Annotated in this window: 15 protein-coding genes; 12 read left to right on the forward strand and 3 right to left on the reverse strand. The window is 63.9% G+C overall.

Annotated elements, in window-relative coordinates:
- Positions 1-74 precede the first annotated feature (74 nt).
- The 3 genes from ACR65N_RS02315 to ACR65N_RS02325 are packed head-to-tail and all read right to left on the reverse strand — an operon-like array spanning position 75 to position 3,271.
- A complete protein-coding gene (locus ACR65N_RS02315) occupies positions 75-1,127 on the reverse strand; it encodes an HlyD family secretion protein (protein WP_440455569.1) in 1,053 nt (350 codons plus the stop codon).
- Positions 1,128-1,131: 4 nt separating this feature from the next.
- The gene (locus ACR65N_RS02320; RefSeq protein ID WP_440455570.1) at positions 1,132-2,859 is read right to left on the reverse strand and encodes an MFS transporter; all 1,728 of its coding nucleotides are present in this window, start codon (positions 2,857-2,859) and stop codon (positions 1,132-1,134) included.
- Complete coding sequence (locus ACR65N_RS02325; protein ID WP_440455571.1) at positions 2,846-3,271, reverse strand: MarR family winged helix-turn-helix transcriptional regulator; 426 nt, start codon at positions 3,269-3,271, stop codon at positions 2,846-2,848. Before ACR65N_RS02325 ends, ACR65N_RS02320 begins: the two co-directional genes overlap by 14 nt.
- Positions 3,272-3,686: 415 nt before the next feature.
- On the opposite strand from ACR65N_RS02325, the gene ACR65N_RS02330 reads away from it, so the two are divergent.
- The 12 genes from ACR65N_RS02330 (at position 3,687) to cysS (ending at position 14,834) form a co-directional block, all read left to right on the forward strand.
- Positions 3,687-5,183: a replicative DNA helicase gene (locus ACR65N_RS02330; protein WP_440455572.1), complete on the forward strand. Its 1,497-nt coding sequence runs from the start codon at positions 3,687-3,689 to the stop codon at positions 5,181-5,183.
- 36 nt (positions 5,184-5,219) lie between these two features.
- A complete protein-coding gene (locus ACR65N_RS02335; protein ID WP_440455573.1) occupies positions 5,220-5,516 on the forward strand; it encodes a toxin-antitoxin system TumE family protein in 297 nt (98 codons plus the stop codon).
- On the forward strand, positions 5,513-5,875 hold the full coding sequence (locus ACR65N_RS02340; protein WP_440455574.1) for an HVO_A0114 family putative DNA-binding protein: 363 nt from the start codon (positions 5,513-5,515) through the stop codon (positions 5,873-5,875). Before ACR65N_RS02335 ends, ACR65N_RS02340 begins: the two co-directional genes overlap by 4 nt.
- A 29-nt stretch (positions 5,876-5,904) precedes the next feature.
- Positions 5,905-7,071 (forward strand): alanine racemase, encoded by a 1,167-nt coding sequence (alr, locus tag ACR65N_RS02345; protein WP_440455575.1) that lies wholly within the window; start codon positions 5,905-5,907, stop codon positions 7,069-7,071.
- 52 nt (positions 7,072-7,123) lie between these two features.
- Positions 7,124-7,381: a type II toxin-antitoxin system ParD family antitoxin gene (locus ACR65N_RS02350; RefSeq protein WP_430305314.1), complete on the forward strand. Its 258-nt coding sequence runs from the start codon at positions 7,124-7,126 to the stop codon at positions 7,379-7,381.
- Between the two features lie 11 nt (positions 7,382-7,392).
- The gene (locus tag ACR65N_RS02355) at positions 7,393-7,674 is read left to right on the forward strand and encodes a type II toxin-antitoxin system RelE/ParE family toxin (RefSeq protein ID WP_430306517.1); all 282 of its coding nucleotides are present in this window, start codon (positions 7,393-7,395) and stop codon (positions 7,672-7,674) included.
- A gap of 4 nt (positions 7,675-7,678) precedes the next feature.
- Positions 7,679-9,082, forward strand: a complete 1,404-nt coding sequence (radA, locus tag ACR65N_RS02360; RefSeq protein WP_430305316.1) for a DNA repair protein RadA — start codon at positions 7,679-7,681, stop codon at positions 9,080-9,082.
- A gap of 124 nt (positions 9,083-9,206) precedes the next feature.
- Positions 9,207-9,803, forward strand: coding sequence for a CvpA family protein (locus tag ACR65N_RS02365; RefSeq protein ID WP_440455576.1), 597 nt, complete (start codon positions 9,207-9,209; stop codon positions 9,801-9,803).
- Between the two features lie 141 nt (positions 9,804-9,944).
- A complete protein-coding gene (gene purF, locus ACR65N_RS02370) occupies positions 9,945-11,435 on the forward strand; it encodes an amidophosphoribosyltransferase (RefSeq protein ID WP_430305320.1) in 1,491 nt (496 codons plus the stop codon).
- A 72-nt stretch (positions 11,436-11,507) separates the two neighbouring features.
- Positions 11,508-12,248, forward strand: a complete 741-nt coding sequence (locus ACR65N_RS02375) for an SDR family NAD(P)-dependent oxidoreductase (protein WP_440456104.1) — start codon at positions 11,508-11,510, stop codon at positions 12,246-12,248.
- A 46-nt stretch (positions 12,249-12,294) separates the two neighbouring features.
- On the forward strand, positions 12,295-13,182 hold the full coding sequence (locus ACR65N_RS02380; RefSeq protein ID WP_440455577.1) for a DMT family transporter: 888 nt from the start codon (positions 12,295-12,297) through the stop codon (positions 13,180-13,182).
- A gap of 263 nt (positions 13,183-13,445) precedes the next feature.
- A complete protein-coding gene (gene cysS / locus ACR65N_RS02385; RefSeq protein WP_440455578.1) occupies positions 13,446-14,834 on the forward strand; it encodes a cysteine--tRNA ligase in 1,389 nt (462 codons plus the stop codon).
- The last annotated feature ends 48 nt before the right edge of the window (positions 14,835-14,882 follow it).

The following is a 14,882-nucleotide window of genomic DNA, read 5'->3' on the forward strand; positions in this document are numbered from 1 at the left end:
ATGGCCCCGGACCTGACTGGTCCGGGGCCATTTTTCGTTCGGGGATCTTCTGTAGCTGCGAGCTTCTCTGACCCTTAGCGGTTCTCAGGAGCCGCCGAGGTATCGACCCTGACCACCACCGACATGCCGGGATCGAGGTCCTTGGCAGACTCCTGGTCGGCATCGATCGAGATGCGCACGCCGACGCGCTGGGCGATCTTGACGAAGTTGCCGGTCGCATTGTCGGACCGGATGACTGCAAATTCCGAAGCGGTCGCCGGCGCGAAACGTTCGATGCGGCCGCGCAGCTGACGATGGCCCAGCGCATCGACGCTGATCGCCACCGGCTGGCCGACCTGCATGCCGGCAAGCTGCGTTTCCTTATAGTTCGCGATCACCCAGACCTCCGACGGCACGACCGCCAGAAGCTGCGTGCCGGCGGTCACGTACTGGCCGAGGCGGACCCCAACCTCGCCGACCCGGCCATCGCGCGGTGCATGAATCTCGGTGTTGGCGAGATCGATCTTGGCAAGCTCGACGGCAGCTTCGGCACCGGTCACGGCAGCCTCCAGCGATCCGCGGTTGACGACGATGGTGGTCAGTTGCTGGCGGGATACCTCGAGCTGCGCCTGCGCCTGGGCGACCGCTGCGCGTGCCTTCTCCAGTTCGGCTGCGGACTGTTCCTGCGCGCTCAAGACGCCGGCGCCGCTGCGACTGAGGTTTTGCTGGCGTTCGGCGGCAAGCTGGGCCTGTTTCAGAGCGGCCCGCGCGCTGTCCACGGTCGCTTGGCTTGCGCCGATATTGGCGTTCGCGGAGACTTCCTGCTGATGCGAGTTGGCGAGTGCAGCCTTTTGGCTCTCCAGCGTCGAATTGGCCTGTGCCAGCTTCTGCACGTAGGTGCGGTCGTCGATCTTCACCAGCAGCTGGCCTTCCGTGACCCGCTGGTAGTCCTTGATCGGGACGTCCACCACGTAGCCGCTCACCTGTGGGCTGAGCACCGTGACGTAACCGCGAACATAGGCGTTGTCGGTCATTTCGAGGGTGCTGGTGAACGGCGGCAGCCGCCAGGCATAGAGCACGAGGCCTATGCCGGTCAGGCCGACCAGGAGGACGATGAGGGTTGCCGGCGAAAAGATACGTTTGAGCATGAGATCAGACCTGTTTGGGTAGTGCCATGCCTGCCTCGCCCGATGCGGGCTTGGAGCGTGCCACGGCGAAGCGGTTCCAGGCAAGGTGGAGTAGAAGGATGACGAGCGAGGCGATGGTGACGCAGCCGATCAGCAGGAAGGTATCGTTGTAGGCGAGCACATAGGCTTCGCGCGAAACCTGCTGGCCAAGCAGTGCCAGACCTTCGGCGTTGAGCAGCGTTCGGTCGGTGATCGTGTGGCTGTAGCCGCCGACCAGCTGCGAGATGCGCTGGGTGACCTGCGGATTGGTGAGCAGCACGTTCTCGACGAGGATCGAGGAATGAAACTTCTCGCGGATGGTGACGAAGCTGCCGAGGAAGGCGGTGGTGATGACCGAGCCGGTGATCTGGGTGAACAGGAAGATGGTGATGAAGTTCACCAGATGCGGCGCCCCCCGCTCCATCGCCGAGGCAAATCCCTTGGCCATGACCGGCGGCAGGAACATCGCGGCACCGAAGGCGATCATCGACTGGCTGAGATACATCTGCTCCGGGCGGGTGAGATTGTTCGACTGGCTGTCCAGGAAGGCGCCGGCTGCAATCAGGCTGAGCGCTATGACGTGCGCCAGGCCGGTGCTTTCGCGCAGCATGAGGCCGGCGCAGACGAGTCCGCCGAGAACCGATGCGATCAGTATCAGCACGTAGAGGAACGTCATCTGGTCGTTCTGCAGCCCGAGTTGCTGGTAGAAGCTGACGATGGTGGTCGACTGCTCCGACGTGATGGCGCGGAACATGATCAGCACGGCGGCCAGATGCAGGTTGGAGCGCGAGAAGATCCAGCGCAGGTCGAGCAGCGGATTTTCGCGGCGCAGCTCGATCATCCCGTAGGCGGTGAGGAAGGCGAGCGCGCTCGCCAGCAGAACGCCGAGCCATGGTGCTTCCAGCCACCAGTAGAAACGGCCGAGCGTGAAGAAGACGGCAAGCGAGCCGAGGCCGATCGCCAGCAGCAGATAGGTGAATACATCGGTGCGCTGGATGACCTTGGCGCGTGGCGGCGGGGTGAGCGGCAGCAGGTAGATGATCGGCAGCGCGATCAGCGACAGGCCGAGCTCCATCGTGTAGAGCGCCCGGTAGCCGTCGAAATCGAGCAGCGTCGGCGAGATGATGCGGGCTGCGGGAGCGGCCAGAAGCGTTCCCATCAGCGCAATGCTGAGGCCAAGGTTCAGCTTGCGCTGCGGTGGGAAGGCTTCGAGGATGTAGAGAAAGCCGAGCGACGACAAAGGCGCTGCCGCCATGCCGCTGACGAAGCGCACGACGACCGCCGAATGCAGATCGGTGACGAACAGATTGAGACAGGATGCCAGCACGAAGGCGGCGATGCTGAGTTCGGCGAATGGACGCAGGCCGTACTGGACGCGGATCTTGAACAGCGCCAGCGACAGGCTGGCATAGGGGAACATGTAGGCAGCCGACAGCGCCGCAACCTCGGCAACAGTCGCCGAGAACGTCCCCTGCAGCTGGTAGAGGTTGACGTTGACGATGTTGAGGCCCAGCCCCTGGGTGAGGAACATCATCAGCCCGGAGGCGATGTAGAGGCCGGTCAACCAGGCGGGCCTCTGCTCGACGGGAATGGGGCTGCCCGGCGGGAGCGGCGCCGCAGGGCCAGGCGTCGCGGCAAGCGTCGTTCCGGGCGCTGCAGCCGGCCCGGCACCGGAAGGAGCTCCCTCTACAGCCACGGTATCAGCCTTCGTCATCAGTCGCCTTCCCCGTGTTCAGGTCCGAAAGATTGCCATTCAATCGCTGCAGAACACGCAACGCCACATCAAGATCCCGCTCATCTATGTCGACCACCAGTTGTCCTCGCAAATCAGCGGCCAGGGCTTGGACGTTCCTGCCGACCTCTGTGCCTTCCTCGGTCACATGGACGAGCTTGACGCGACGATCCGAGCCTTCAGCCCGCCGCTCGATGAGGGACTGTTTCTCCATGCCATCCAGCACCCGCACCAGCGTTGGGGTCTCGATTTCGAGTTCCTGCGCAAGATCGGTCTGGCTGAGCGGGCCGCGACGGCTGAGCGCGAAGAGCACGCGGGCGCGCGGCAGGGTGAGCCCCGTCTGCCTCGCCCGCATGTCGAACATCGATCGAAGCCGCCGGTTGAAGGCCGACATCTCGTCGAACAGCCTCTCCGTCATAGTGTGGCGAGACATTGGTAACCCTGGCTGATCATTAGGTTGCTAACTATTCGTGGACTACCTATTACTGCCGTCGGCGCCTTTCAAGCGGCGTGCTTGCATTGCAGCCATGCAACAGACGAAGTTGACGTAAGTTCGCTGAATCGACGCCAGCCCGTCGCGCCGATACGCCCAACGCTTCCGGTGAATGGACTTTTGCGCGATGATGGAGCCCGGCTGCAGAGCGATTCGGCAGAGGTCACTGTCAATGGAATTCGGCGGCGCGCGAACAAAATTTGCCTTGCTGCAGACAGGCCCTGTGAATTGATATGTGTTGCGGTTAAACGCCCTGTTCTCGGCGTAGCGCTTCACTACACTCCGCCGCTCACAGACAAGATATGGATCCGACGTCATGAACGAAGCAGCGCGCAAGCTGGGCAATATCGCACCGGCGGAGCCGCATTTCCGCGAGGCTCCCAACAACCTTGAAGCCGAGCAGGCTTTGCTGGGCGCGATCCTCGTCAACAACGATGCTTATTATCGCGTGTCGGATTTTCTGAAGCCCGTGCATTTCCACGAGCCGCTGCACCGCAAGATCTTCGAGGTCGCCGGCGACATCATCCGCATGGGCAAGATCGCCCACCCGGTGACGATCAAGACATTCCTTCCGGCCGACACCAAGGTCGGCGAATTGACGATCGCCCAGTATCTCGGACGGCTGGCCGGCGAGGCTGTGACGATCATCAACGCCGAGGACTATGGCCGGGCGATCTACGACCTGGCGCTTCGCCGGGCGCTGATCACCATCGGCGAGGACATGGTCAACATCGCCTACGACGCGCCGCTGGACATGCCGCCGCAGACGCAGATCGAGGACACCGAGCGCCGGCTGTTCGAGCTGGCCGAGACCGGCCGCTACGACGGCGGCTTCCAGACATTTTCCGATGCCGTCGCCCAGGCAATCGACATGGCCGGCCAGGCCTTCGAGCGTGATGGCCATCTGTCGGGCATCTCGACCGGCATCATGTCGCTCGACAACAAGATGGGCGGCCTGCAGCGCTCCGACTTGATCGTGCTCGCCGGACGTCCGGGCATGGGCAAGACGTCGCTCGCCACCAACATCGCCTATAACATCGCCGCCTCCTACGAACCGGAGGTACAGCCCGACGGTTCGTTCAAGGCCAAGAACGGCGGCGTCGTCGGCTTCTACTCGCTCGAAATGTCGTCCGAGCAGCTGGCCACGCGTATCATCTCCGAGCAGACGGAAGTGTCGTCGTCGAAAATCCGGCGCGGCGACATCACCGAGGCCGATTTCGAGAAGCTCGTCGCCTGCAGCCAGATGATGCAGAAGGTGCCGCTGTTCATCGACCAGACAGGTGGTATTTCGATCGCCCAGCTGTCGGCCCGTGCCCGCCGCCTGAAGCGCCAGCGCGGCCTCGACTGCCTGGTCGTCGACTATATTCAGCTGATGACCGGCTCGGGCAAGTCGGGCGAGAACCGCGTTCAGGAAGTGACGCAGATCACGACTGGTCTGAAGGCGCTCGGCAAGGAGCTGAACGTTCCGATCGTCGCCCTGTCGCAGCTGTCGCGTCAGGTGGAGAACCGCGAAGACAAGCGCCCGCAGCTTTCCGACCTGCGTGAATCCGGCTCGATCGAGCAGGACGCCGACGTCGTGCTGTTCGTGTTCCGCGAGGAATACTATGTGAAGAACATGGAGCCCCGCGATCCCGCCGACCCGAAGTATGAGGAATGGGAAGCGCAGATGGACAAGGTGAAGGGCACAGCTGACGTGATCATCGCCAAGCAGCGCCACGGACCGACGGGCACCGTGAAGCTCGCCTTCCAGTCGGAATATACCCGCTTCGCCGACCTCGCCGAACCGAGCTTCACCCAGTACGAAGAGCACTGATGGGTATATTTGACAGATCGCGTCCGCGTTGGCACCATGGCCAACATGGACGCGGACCTGCTCTACCGCACGAAGGCAGTTTTATCCGACGGCGCAATCATCGAGATGGTCGTCTGGCGACTTCCCTCTCCTGTTTTGGGAAGTTCGCACCTGTTTAAGTATAGCCTGTTCTACGGCTTCAAAGGGCAGCGCATCGTTGGATACGACAACGAAAGAGGAAAAGGCGACCATCGGCATATCGACAGCCGGCAGGAGGCTTACCATTTTTCGACTGTCGATGCCCTGATCAGCGATTTTCTAGACGATATCCGCAAGAGGAGGAGCCGTCGATGACGACAGCCACGATCCGGATCGAGCGCGACGACGACGCGGCACTGAAGCGCGCTACGGAAAGCTTCTTGGCCGCCTGGAAGACCGCGGAGCCGCAGGATCACGTACTCAGCTTCGCCTCGCCCGAGCAGCTCTTTACGGTGCTGACGCCGAAGCGCTGGACTTTGATCGAAACTCTTCAGACGCTTGGCCCCTCGTCCTATCGAGCTCTGGCCGCTGCCCTCGACCGAGACCTCAAGCGGGTGCATGAAGACACGACCGTGCTGATCGAGTGGGGACTGGTCGAGGTCAACAAGAACGGCCGCATTCACGTTCCGTACGACGTTATTCGCGCAGATTTCGACCTGCGCCGAGTTGCGTGAACTTCGGCATTAATGACCTGCGAGATCCGATGACCGACTTGGACCCGACCGAAGGCGAACTCGATCCCTTCGAAGCAGCGCCGCTTCGCCTGACCATCGACCTGCAGGCGCTGACCGACAACTGGCGTAACCTCGCGCAACGCTCCGGCCGGGCGCGCACCGGCGCGGTGCTGAAGGCCGATGCCTACGGGCTCGGCATCGAGGATTGCGGCACAGCCCTCTACCATGCCGGCGCGCGCGACTTCTTCGTCGCTGCCGCCACGGAAGGCGAAACGCTTCGTCCCTACGCGCCGGAAGCGCGGATCTTCGTGCTGTCCGGCATATGGCCAGGCCAGGAGAAGACCTTCTTCGACAACGATCTGGTGCCGGTTCTCGCATCGGAAGAACAGCTGGCCTTCTGGATGTCGGTGCTTGCCGAGCGCGGCGACCACCCCTGCGCGCTGCAGGTCGATACCGGCTTCAACCGACTTGGACTATCCGTCGCCGAAGCGCTGGAGCTTGCCGGCGACGTGTCGCGTCCAGCGAGCTTCTCACCGGTGCTTTTGCTGTCGCATCTGCACAGCAGCGACCTCAGCGGCGCCGACAGCAATCGGGTGCAGCTTGAGGCATTCCGCAAGATAAGTCATGCCTTCGACGGCATCGAAGCGAGCCTCAGCGCGTCGGCTGGCATTTTCCTGGGCCCGGAATACCACTTCGACCTGACGCGTCCGGGCATCGCGCTCTACGGAGGCCAGGCCGCCGGCGAGATCGGCAACCCGATGCGGCCCGTCGCCACGGCCGAAGCCCGGATTCTGCAGGTCCGCTCGGCGCTTGCCGGCGAGACCGTCAGCTACGGCGGAAGTCACAGGCTCGCCCGCGACAGCCGGCTGGCGATCGCTGCAGTTGGCTACGCGGATGGATATCTGCGCGCACTTTCGGGCGCCGGAATACCGCTGCGGCAGGCCGTGCCGTCGGGCGCCTTCGGTTTTGTCGCCGGCCAGCGCGTTCCCGTTGTCGGGCGCGTGACGATGGACCTCACCATCTTCGACGTGACCGACGTTACCTCCACGGCGGTGCGCGCCGGCGACTATATCGAGCTGTTCGGACCCAACATGCCGCTCGAAGAGGTGGCAAATGCCGGCGGAACGATCGGCTATGAACTCCTGACCGGCCTTGGATTGCGCTACGAGCGCCGCTACCTGGATCCCGATATTTGACCTCTGGTCAGCGGTCGCGCGCCGCGCTATAAGAGAACAAAAGGAGATCGAAATGGCCGAGATCCAGTTGAGCGATGAAGATCGCGCGTTCATCGAGAGCAAGATGCGTACGGGTGCTTATAGAAGTGCCGAAGACGTCGTTAGGGCAGGCCTTCGCTTGCTCGATCGCGACGATGAGCACATCCGCGAGATGATCGATGCTGCCGACGCTCAAGTGGCTTCAGGCGACACAGTACGTTTCGCCAGTGCCGAGGCGGTCGCCGATTCGATCATCGATCGGGGGATGCGCCTATTAAACCGAAGGAGCTAGTCTATACTCCGCTGGCAGATCAGGACCTCCTCGCCATGTTCGTTTACATCGGTCAAGAGGATGTGAACGCAGCTGCCCGGTTCATCCGCCAGATAACCGACAAGATCGATTGGATCGCCGCGAGTGGTTTCCCAGGAGTTCCGCGTGACGATCTCCGCCCTGGACTGAAGGCCTTGCCGTTTCGTCGGCGCTGCATCTACTTCCGAACCACACCGGAACAGGTGATCATTCTGCGCGTCCTGCACGGCCACCAGGACATTTCGCCTGATCATTTCACCGACATAAAAGACTGACCTCATGGCAAAGACCAAGACCCAATTCGTGTGCCAGAACTGCGGCACCGTGCACAACCGCTGGGCCGGCAAGTGTGATGGCTGCGGCGAGTGGAACACCATCGTCGAAGAAGATCCGATGGGCGGCATCGGCGGCGGCCCCGGCAAGGTGCCGAAGAAGGGCCGCGCCGTGGCCCTCACCACGCTGTCGGGCGAGACCGAGGAAGCGCCGCGCATCTACACCGGCATTTCCGAACTTGATCGGGCAACCGGCGGCGGCTTCGTGCGCGGTTCGGCTGTGCTGATCGGCGGCGATCCCGGCATCGGCAAGTCGACGCTTTTGATGCAGGCGGCGGCAGCTCTGTCGCGGCGCGGCCACCGGATCATCTACGTGTCAGGCGAAGAAGCGGTCGCCCAGGTGCGGCTGCGTGCCCAGCGGCTGGATGCGGCCTCGTCGGACGTGCTGCTGGCGGCCGAGACCAACGTGGAGGACATCCTTGCGACGATCGGCGAAGGCAAGCGGCCGGACCTGGTGATCATCGATTCGATCCAGACGCTGTGGAGCGATACCGCCGATTCGGCGCCCGGCACCGTCACCCAGGTGCGCACCGGCGTGCAGGCAATGATCCGTTTCGCCAAGCAGACCGGCGCCGCCATGGTGCTGGTCGGCCATGTGACGAAGGAGGGCCAGATCGCCGGGCCACGCGTCGTCGAGCACATGGTCGATGCGGTCCTCTATTTCGAGGGCGACCGCGGCCATCATTACCGCATCCTCCGCACGGTGAAAAACCGCTTCGGCCCAACCGACGAGATCGGCGTCTTCGAGATGTCGGACAAGGGCCTGCGCGAGGTGACCAATCCGTCCGAACTGTTTCTGGGCGAGCGCAATGCCAAGGCACCAGGTGCCGCAGTGTTTGCGGGAATGGAGGGAACGCGGCCGGTCCTCGTCGAGGTGCAGGCGCTGGTGGCCCCCACCTCGCTCGGCACGGCGCGACGCGCCGTCGTCGGATGGGATGGGTCGCGCCTGTCAATGATCCTTGCTGTGCTGGAGGCGCACTGCGGCGTCAAGCTCGGCAGCCACGACGTCTATCTGAACGTGGCCGGTGGCTACCGGATTTCCGAGCCGGCAGCCGACGTGGCGGTTGCCGCGGCACTGGTTTCCTCGCTTGCCGGCGTGCCTCTGCCCCCTGAATGCGTCTATTTCGGCGAGGTCAGCCTGTCGGGCGCCGTGCGACCCGTGTCGCAGACGGCGCAGCGGCTCAAGGAGGCCGAGAAGCTGGGCTTCACCTCGGCCATGCTGCCCGCCTCCTCGGCGGAAATCCCGAAAGGCGGGGAGAAGCGCTGGAGCAAGATCGAGGGACTTCCGGATCTGGTCGTCACCATTGCCGGCTCGGCGAGGAAGCTGGGGACGCCGCCGCAGGAGGATTGATCTTTTCCCGGCGACGCCGCTGTTGTAAGGAGTGCGCCATACGGCGAGCGGCGGGGTCATGTCCGACGCCATCACCAGATCACCTTTCGGCTTTGCCGGGCCAGTCTTGGAGTTAGATCATCCCATGCCCATCACGATTTTCGACGGCATCGTCCTCGGCGTCACACTGTTCTCGGCGGTGCTCGCCATGGTTCGCGGCTTCTCCCGCGAGGTGCTGTCGATCGCAAGCTGGGCAGGCTCGATCGCCGCGGCCTACTATCTCTACCCGGTCATCCTGCCCTATGCGAAGAACTACACCAACGACGACAAGATCGCGCTTGCCGCATCGGCCGGCCTGATCTTCCTCATCGCGCTGATCGTCATCACCTTCATCACCACCCGCATCGCCGACTTCATCATCGACAGCAGCATCGGCGCGCTCGACCGGACGCTCGGCTTCCTGTTCGGCGCTGCCCGCGGCATCCTGCTGCTGGTCGTCGCCGTCGCCTTCTGGAACTGGCTGGTCGACGTTCGGTCGCAGCCGGAATGGATCACCCAGGCAAAATCCAAGCCCTTCCTCGACACGCTGGTCGGGCGGCTGGAAGCCGTGCTGCCGACGGATATCGAGCCGCAGATCCGCGCCCGCATTCTCGGTCATGGGGACGAGGTACCGGCAACCGGCACCGAGCCCGCACCCTCCGACGAGGCACCGGCTCCGGCGCCAGGTGTGACAAACAATTGACGCTAAGTTGCGATTGTAAGGGCTCTCAAGCATTCCCAGATATGCTATAGGCAATTCGAGAGGCCGGAAGCAGGCGTCACCCACACGCCCTTCCGGCCTCTTTCCATTATCGACACTGAGACAGCGCAAGGACCTGCAGACATGAATCAGCCGGTTGCTCATGATATTTCCGATGAACTGGACGGCGATACGCTGCACGAGGAATGCGGCGTCTTCGGCATTCTGGGGCATCCCGATGCGGCGACGCTGACGGCACTTGGCCTGCACGCGCTGCAGCATCGCGGTCAGGAGGCGGCCGGCATCGTTTCCTTCGACGGCCAGCAGTTCCACACGGAAAAGCACATGGGCCTGGTGGGCGACCACTACACCAACCCGCTGACGCTGGCCAAGCTGCCGGGCAACATGGCGATCGGCCATACCCGCTACTCGACGACCGGCGAAGTCGCGCTGCGCAACGTCCAGCCGCTGTTTGCCGAACTGGAAGTCGGCGGCATCGCCGTTGCCCACAACGGCAATTTCACCAACGGCCTGACGCTGCGGCGCCAGCTGATCGCCGGCGGCGCCATCTGCCAGTCGACCTCCGACACCGAAGTCGTGCTGCATCTCATTGCCCGCTCGCGCTACGCCTCGACCACCGATCGCTTCATCGATGCCATCCGGCAGATGGAAGGCGGCTACTCGATGCTCGGCATCACCCGCACTAAGCTGATCGCCGCGCGTGACCCGACGGGCATCCGGCCGCTGGTGATGGGCGACCTCGATGGCAAGCCGATCTTCTGTTCCGAAACCTGTGCGCTCGACATCATCGGCGCCAAATTCGTCCGCGACGTCGAAAACGGCGAAGTCATCATCTGCGAGATCCAGCCGGACGGCTCGATCACCATCGATTCCCGCAAGTCGACGAGCTCCCAGCCGGAGCGGCTCTGCCTGTTCGAATATGTCTACTTCGCCCGGCCTGACTCGGTCGTCGGCGGCCGCAGCGTCTACGTCGCGCGCAAGAACATGGGCATCAATCTTGCCAAGGAAGCCCCGATCGAGGCTGACGTCGTCGTGCCGGTTCCGGACGGCGGTACGCCGGCTGCCCTCGGCTACGCGCAGGAAAGCGGCATCCCGTTCGAATACGGCATCATCCGCAACCATTATGTCGGCCGCACCTTCATCGAGCCGACGCAGCAGATCCGCGCCTTCGGCGTCAAGCTCAAGCACTCGGCCAACCGGGCGATGATCGAGGGCAAGCGCGTCGTGCTGGTCGACGATTCCATCGTCCGCGGCACGACCTCGCTGAAGATCGTCCAGATGATCCGCGATGCCGGCGCCAAGGAAGTCCACCTGCGCGTCGCCAGCCCGATGATCTTCTACCCGGACTTCTACGGCATCGACACGCCCGATGCGGAAAAGCTGCTGGCCAACCAGTATGACGGCGCGGAAGCCATGTGCCGCTATATCGGCGCCGATACCCTCTCCTTCCTGTCGATCGACGGCCTCTACCGCGCCGTCGGCGGCGAGCCGCGCAATCCGGCGCGCCCGCAGTTCACCGACCACTACTTCACCGGTGACTATCCGACCCGCCTGCTTGACAAGGATGGCGAACCGGTGGGACGCAAGCTTGCTGTCATGGCCAGCAACGGCTGATCGAGCAAACGGCTGAGGGAGATCGTGCGCGGGCGCCGGAATGGCGCTCACGCCGAAGGGGTAACGGGACGGATAATGACGGATCTGAAGGGCAGGATCGCGCTGGTCACCGGCGCGTCGAGGGGCATCGGCTACTTTACCGCATTGGAACTGGCAAAAGCCGGCGCACATGTGATTGCCTGCGCCCGCACCGTCGGCGGGCTTGAAGAGCTCGACGACGCCATCCAGGCGTCCGGCGGCAGCGCCACGCTCGTACCCTTCGACATCACGGACATGGCAGCGATCGACAAGCTCGGCGCCTCGATCTTCGAGCGCTGGGGCAAGCTCGACATCCTCGTCGCCAATGCCGGCATCCTCGGCGTCATCTCGCCGGTCGGTCACATCGAGGCAAAAGTCTTCGACAAGGTGATGCTGACCAACGTCACGGCCACCTGGCGGCTGATCCGCTCGGTCGAACCGCTGCTGCTGAGATCAGACGCGGGCCGTGCGTTGCTCCTGTCTTCGGGCGTCGCCACCGATGCGCGCGCCTTCTGGGGCGCCTACGCCGCGTCCAAGGCCGCCGTCGAGATGCTCGGCCGCACCTGGGCTGCGGAGACGAAGCAATCGAAGCTCAGGGTCATCAACGTCAATCCGGGCGCCACCCGCACCGCGATGCGGGCGCAGGCGATGCCGGGCGAAGATCCGGCCGACCTGCCGCATCCCTCGGAAGTGGCGCAAAAGCTTCTGCCGCTCTGCGGACCGGAGATGACCGAGACCGGCCGGCTGTTCGTCGCCCGGCAAAACAAGTTCGTCGACTACCGCCTGCCGGAATAGCCGGACCGGACCGGCCGGCCGCCCTCCTCCATCACCGGATTTCCGCATGCGCCCGCGCGACCTTGCCGCCTACCTTTGTCTGGCCGTCGCCTGGGGCCTCTCCTTCCTGCTGTTGCTGAAGGTCGTGCAGGCATTCGGCTGGGTGGGCGCGGTGACCTTCCGCTGCTTCATCGCCGCAGCTATCCTGCTCGTCCTGGCGCGGGTGACGCGCCGCCGCCTCGACTTTCCGAAGAACTGGACGGCGCTCGCCGTGGTCGGCGCGACGACGGTGGCGGGCCAGCTCATCGGCCTTTCCTACGCGATGCCGCGGATCGGCACGGCCATGGCGGCGATCTTCGTCTCCTCGATCCCACTATTCTCCATGGTCATATCGCAGGCCTGGGGCCTTGAGAGGATCACGCCGACACGGGTGGCCGGACTGACGCTCGGCACGATCGGGCTCATCATGCTGGTTGGCTTCCCGGCCGTTCCGGTGACCACGCCGTTCCTGCTCGGCTGCGGGGCAATGCTGTTCTCCACCTTCTCCGCTGCCTATGGCAGCAATCACGCCAGCCGTCACCTGTCGACGACCGGGCCGTGGGAGGTAACGATCGGTGCTTTCCTGGCCGGCGGGCTGATGACCCTGCCGCTGCTTGCCGCGGTGCCGGTGCCCGGCATTCCGCAGCTGCTGGACTACGTCTACCTGATTGCGCTGGCGGGCCTGATGAGCGCGCTGACCTACGTTCTCTACTTCGGTCTCGTCGCCAGCATCGGCGCGACGCGGGCAATCAGCGTCGAGTTCGTCGTCACGCTGGTCGCCGTCTTGGTCGGTGCAACCGTGCTCGACGAACCGCTGACGCTCGTACAGATCATCGGCGGCGTGGTGATCATCGCCGGTTGCGCGCTGGTGCTCGGCCTGGTGCCGGCCAGGGACAAGATCCCGGTTTCGCCGTAAGGCAAGAGACGCAGCTATCGCCTGCCCGCCAACCGTGGAATTTATTTGCCGCACACCTGGGGCAGCTGGATGATGCACTCTTGCCCTCCCTTGACCAGCCTCGCGTTGCGCGCCATAACCTTTGCCATGAACACGGCCCTCTGCATCATCTGCGGGAAGATTATTCGCTAGCTTTCGCTGGCCGGCCGTTCTCGTCTCTCGAAGTCCGAAAGAAGACACAGAACCGGTCCGGCCGGTTACAGTGCATTCCGGGAGACACTTCGATGAGCCTCACGCTCAAGCTCTACAACACGCTGACCCGCCAGAAGGCGCCGTTCCAGCCCATCGATCCCGACAACGTGCGCATGTATGTGTGCGGGCCGACGGTTTACGACTTTGCCCATATCGGAAACGCCCGGCCGGTCGTCGTCTTCGACGTGCTCTATCGGCTGCTGAGGCATGTCTATGGTGACGCGCACGTCACCTATGCCCGCAACATCACCGACGTCGACGACAAGATCAACGCGCGGGCGCTGCGCGACCATCCGGGCCTGCCGCTCAACGAGGCGATCCGCGCCGTGACGGACAGCACCGAGCGCCAGTTCCAGGCCGACGCTGCAGCGCTCGGCTGCCTGGAGCCGAGCATCCAGCCGCGCGCCACCGACAACATTGCGCAGATGATCGACATCATCGAGCGGCTGATCGAGCGCGGCCATGCCTATGCGGCCGAAGGCGAAGTGCTGTTCGACACCCGCTCGATGGCCGATTACGGCCAGTTGTCCAAGCGGCCGCTCGACGAGCAGCAGGCCGGCGTCCGCATCGCCGTCGACGCGCACAAGAAGAACCCCGGCGACTTCGTGCTGTGGAAGGCGTCCAGCGACAGCGAACCCGGCTGGGACAGCCCCTGGGGTCGCGGCCGCCCCGGCTGGCACATCGAATGCTCCGCCATGGCGGGCCGCTATCTCGGCGAGGTCTTCGACATCCATGGCGGCGGGCTTGACCTGATCTTCCCGCACCACGAAAACGAGATCGCCCAGTCGCGCTGCGCCCACGGCACCGAGGTGATGGCGAATGTCTGGATGCACAACGGCTTCGTACAGGTGGAAGGCCGCAAGATGTCGAAGTCCGAGGGCAATTTCGTCACCATCAACGAGTTGCTGGAGACCGACAAGTTCGGCGGCCGGAAATGGCCCGGCGAAGTGCTGCGGCTCGCCATGCTGATGACCCACTACCGCGAGCCGATCGATTTTTCGGTGAAGCGGCTGGAAGAGGCGGAACGGCTGATCTCCAGATGGCCGGTCGTCGAGCCGGACGACGATGCGCGGCCCTGCGAAAACGTGCTCGATGCGCTCGCCGACGATCTCAACACCGTCGCGGCCGTGCAGGCGCTGCACGGGCTGGCGCAGGCGTCTCATTCGGATGCCGACGCGCGGCGCCGGTTCGCCGGCTCTGCCGCGCTGCTCGGCCTGCTGCCGAAGCAGACGGAGGTAGACGATGCGGTGGCGGCGGGCATCGATGCCGTCGTCGAGATGCGCCTGGAACTGCTGAAGGCGAAGAACTTTGCCGAAGCGGACCGCATCCGCAACGAGCTTGCCGACAAGGGCATCCAGCTGAAGGACGGCAAGGATCCGGCAAGCGGCGAGCGGGTGACGACCTGGGAGATGAAGCGGTAGCATGTCGCGGCGGAGGTGGAGCCAAGCTATCCATCACCAAGGACTGCC

Source organism: Rhizobium sp. SAFR-030 (assembly GCF_059415005.1).

Excerpts from the sequence above, each read along its gene's own strand:
- ACR65N_RS02315 (WP_440455569.1), bottom strand. The coding sequence starts at position 1,127 with ATGCTCAAACGTATCTTTTCGCCGGCAACCCTCATCGTCCTCCTGGTC.
- ACR65N_RS02320 (WP_440455570.1), bottom strand. The coding sequence starts at position 2,859 with ATGACGAAGGCTGATACCGTGGCTGTAGAGGGAGCTCCTTCCGGTGCC.
- ACR65N_RS02325 (WP_440455571.1), bottom strand. The coding sequence starts at position 3,271 with ATGTCGGCCTTCAACCGGCGGCTTCGATCGATGTTCGACATGCGGGCG.
- ACR65N_RS02330 (WP_440455572.1), top strand. The coding sequence starts at position 3,687 with ATGAACGAAGCAGCGCGCAAGCTGGGCAATATCGCACCGGCGGAGCCG.
- ACR65N_RS02335 (WP_440455573.1), top strand. The coding sequence starts at position 5,220 with ATGGCCAACATGGACGCGGACCTGCTCTACCGCACGAAGGCAGTTTTA.
- ACR65N_RS02340 (WP_440455574.1), top strand. The coding sequence starts at position 5,513 with ATGACGACAGCCACGATCCGGATCGAGCGCGACGACGACGCGGCACTG.
- alr (WP_440455575.1), top strand. The coding sequence starts at position 5,905 with ATGACCGACTTGGACCCGACCGAAGGCGAACTCGATCCCTTCGAAGCA.
- ACR65N_RS02350 (WP_430305314.1), top strand. The coding sequence starts at position 7,124 with ATGGCCGAGATCCAGTTGAGCGATGAAGATCGCGCGTTCATCGAGAGC.
- radA (WP_430305316.1), top strand. The coding sequence starts at position 7,679 with ATGGCAAAGACCAAGACCCAATTCGTGTGCCAGAACTGCGGCACCGTG.
- ACR65N_RS02365 (WP_440455576.1), top strand. The coding sequence starts at position 9,207 with ATGCCCATCACGATTTTCGACGGCATCGTCCTCGGCGTCACACTGTTC.
- purF (WP_430305320.1), top strand. The coding sequence starts at position 9,945 with ATGAATCAGCCGGTTGCTCATGATATTTCCGATGAACTGGACGGCGAT.
- ACR65N_RS02380 (WP_440455577.1), top strand. The coding sequence starts at position 12,295 with ATGCGCCCGCGCGACCTTGCCGCCTACCTTTGTCTGGCCGTCGCCTGG.
- cysS (WP_440455578.1), top strand. The coding sequence starts at position 13,446 with ATGAGCCTCACGCTCAAGCTCTACAACACGCTGACCCGCCAGAAGGCG.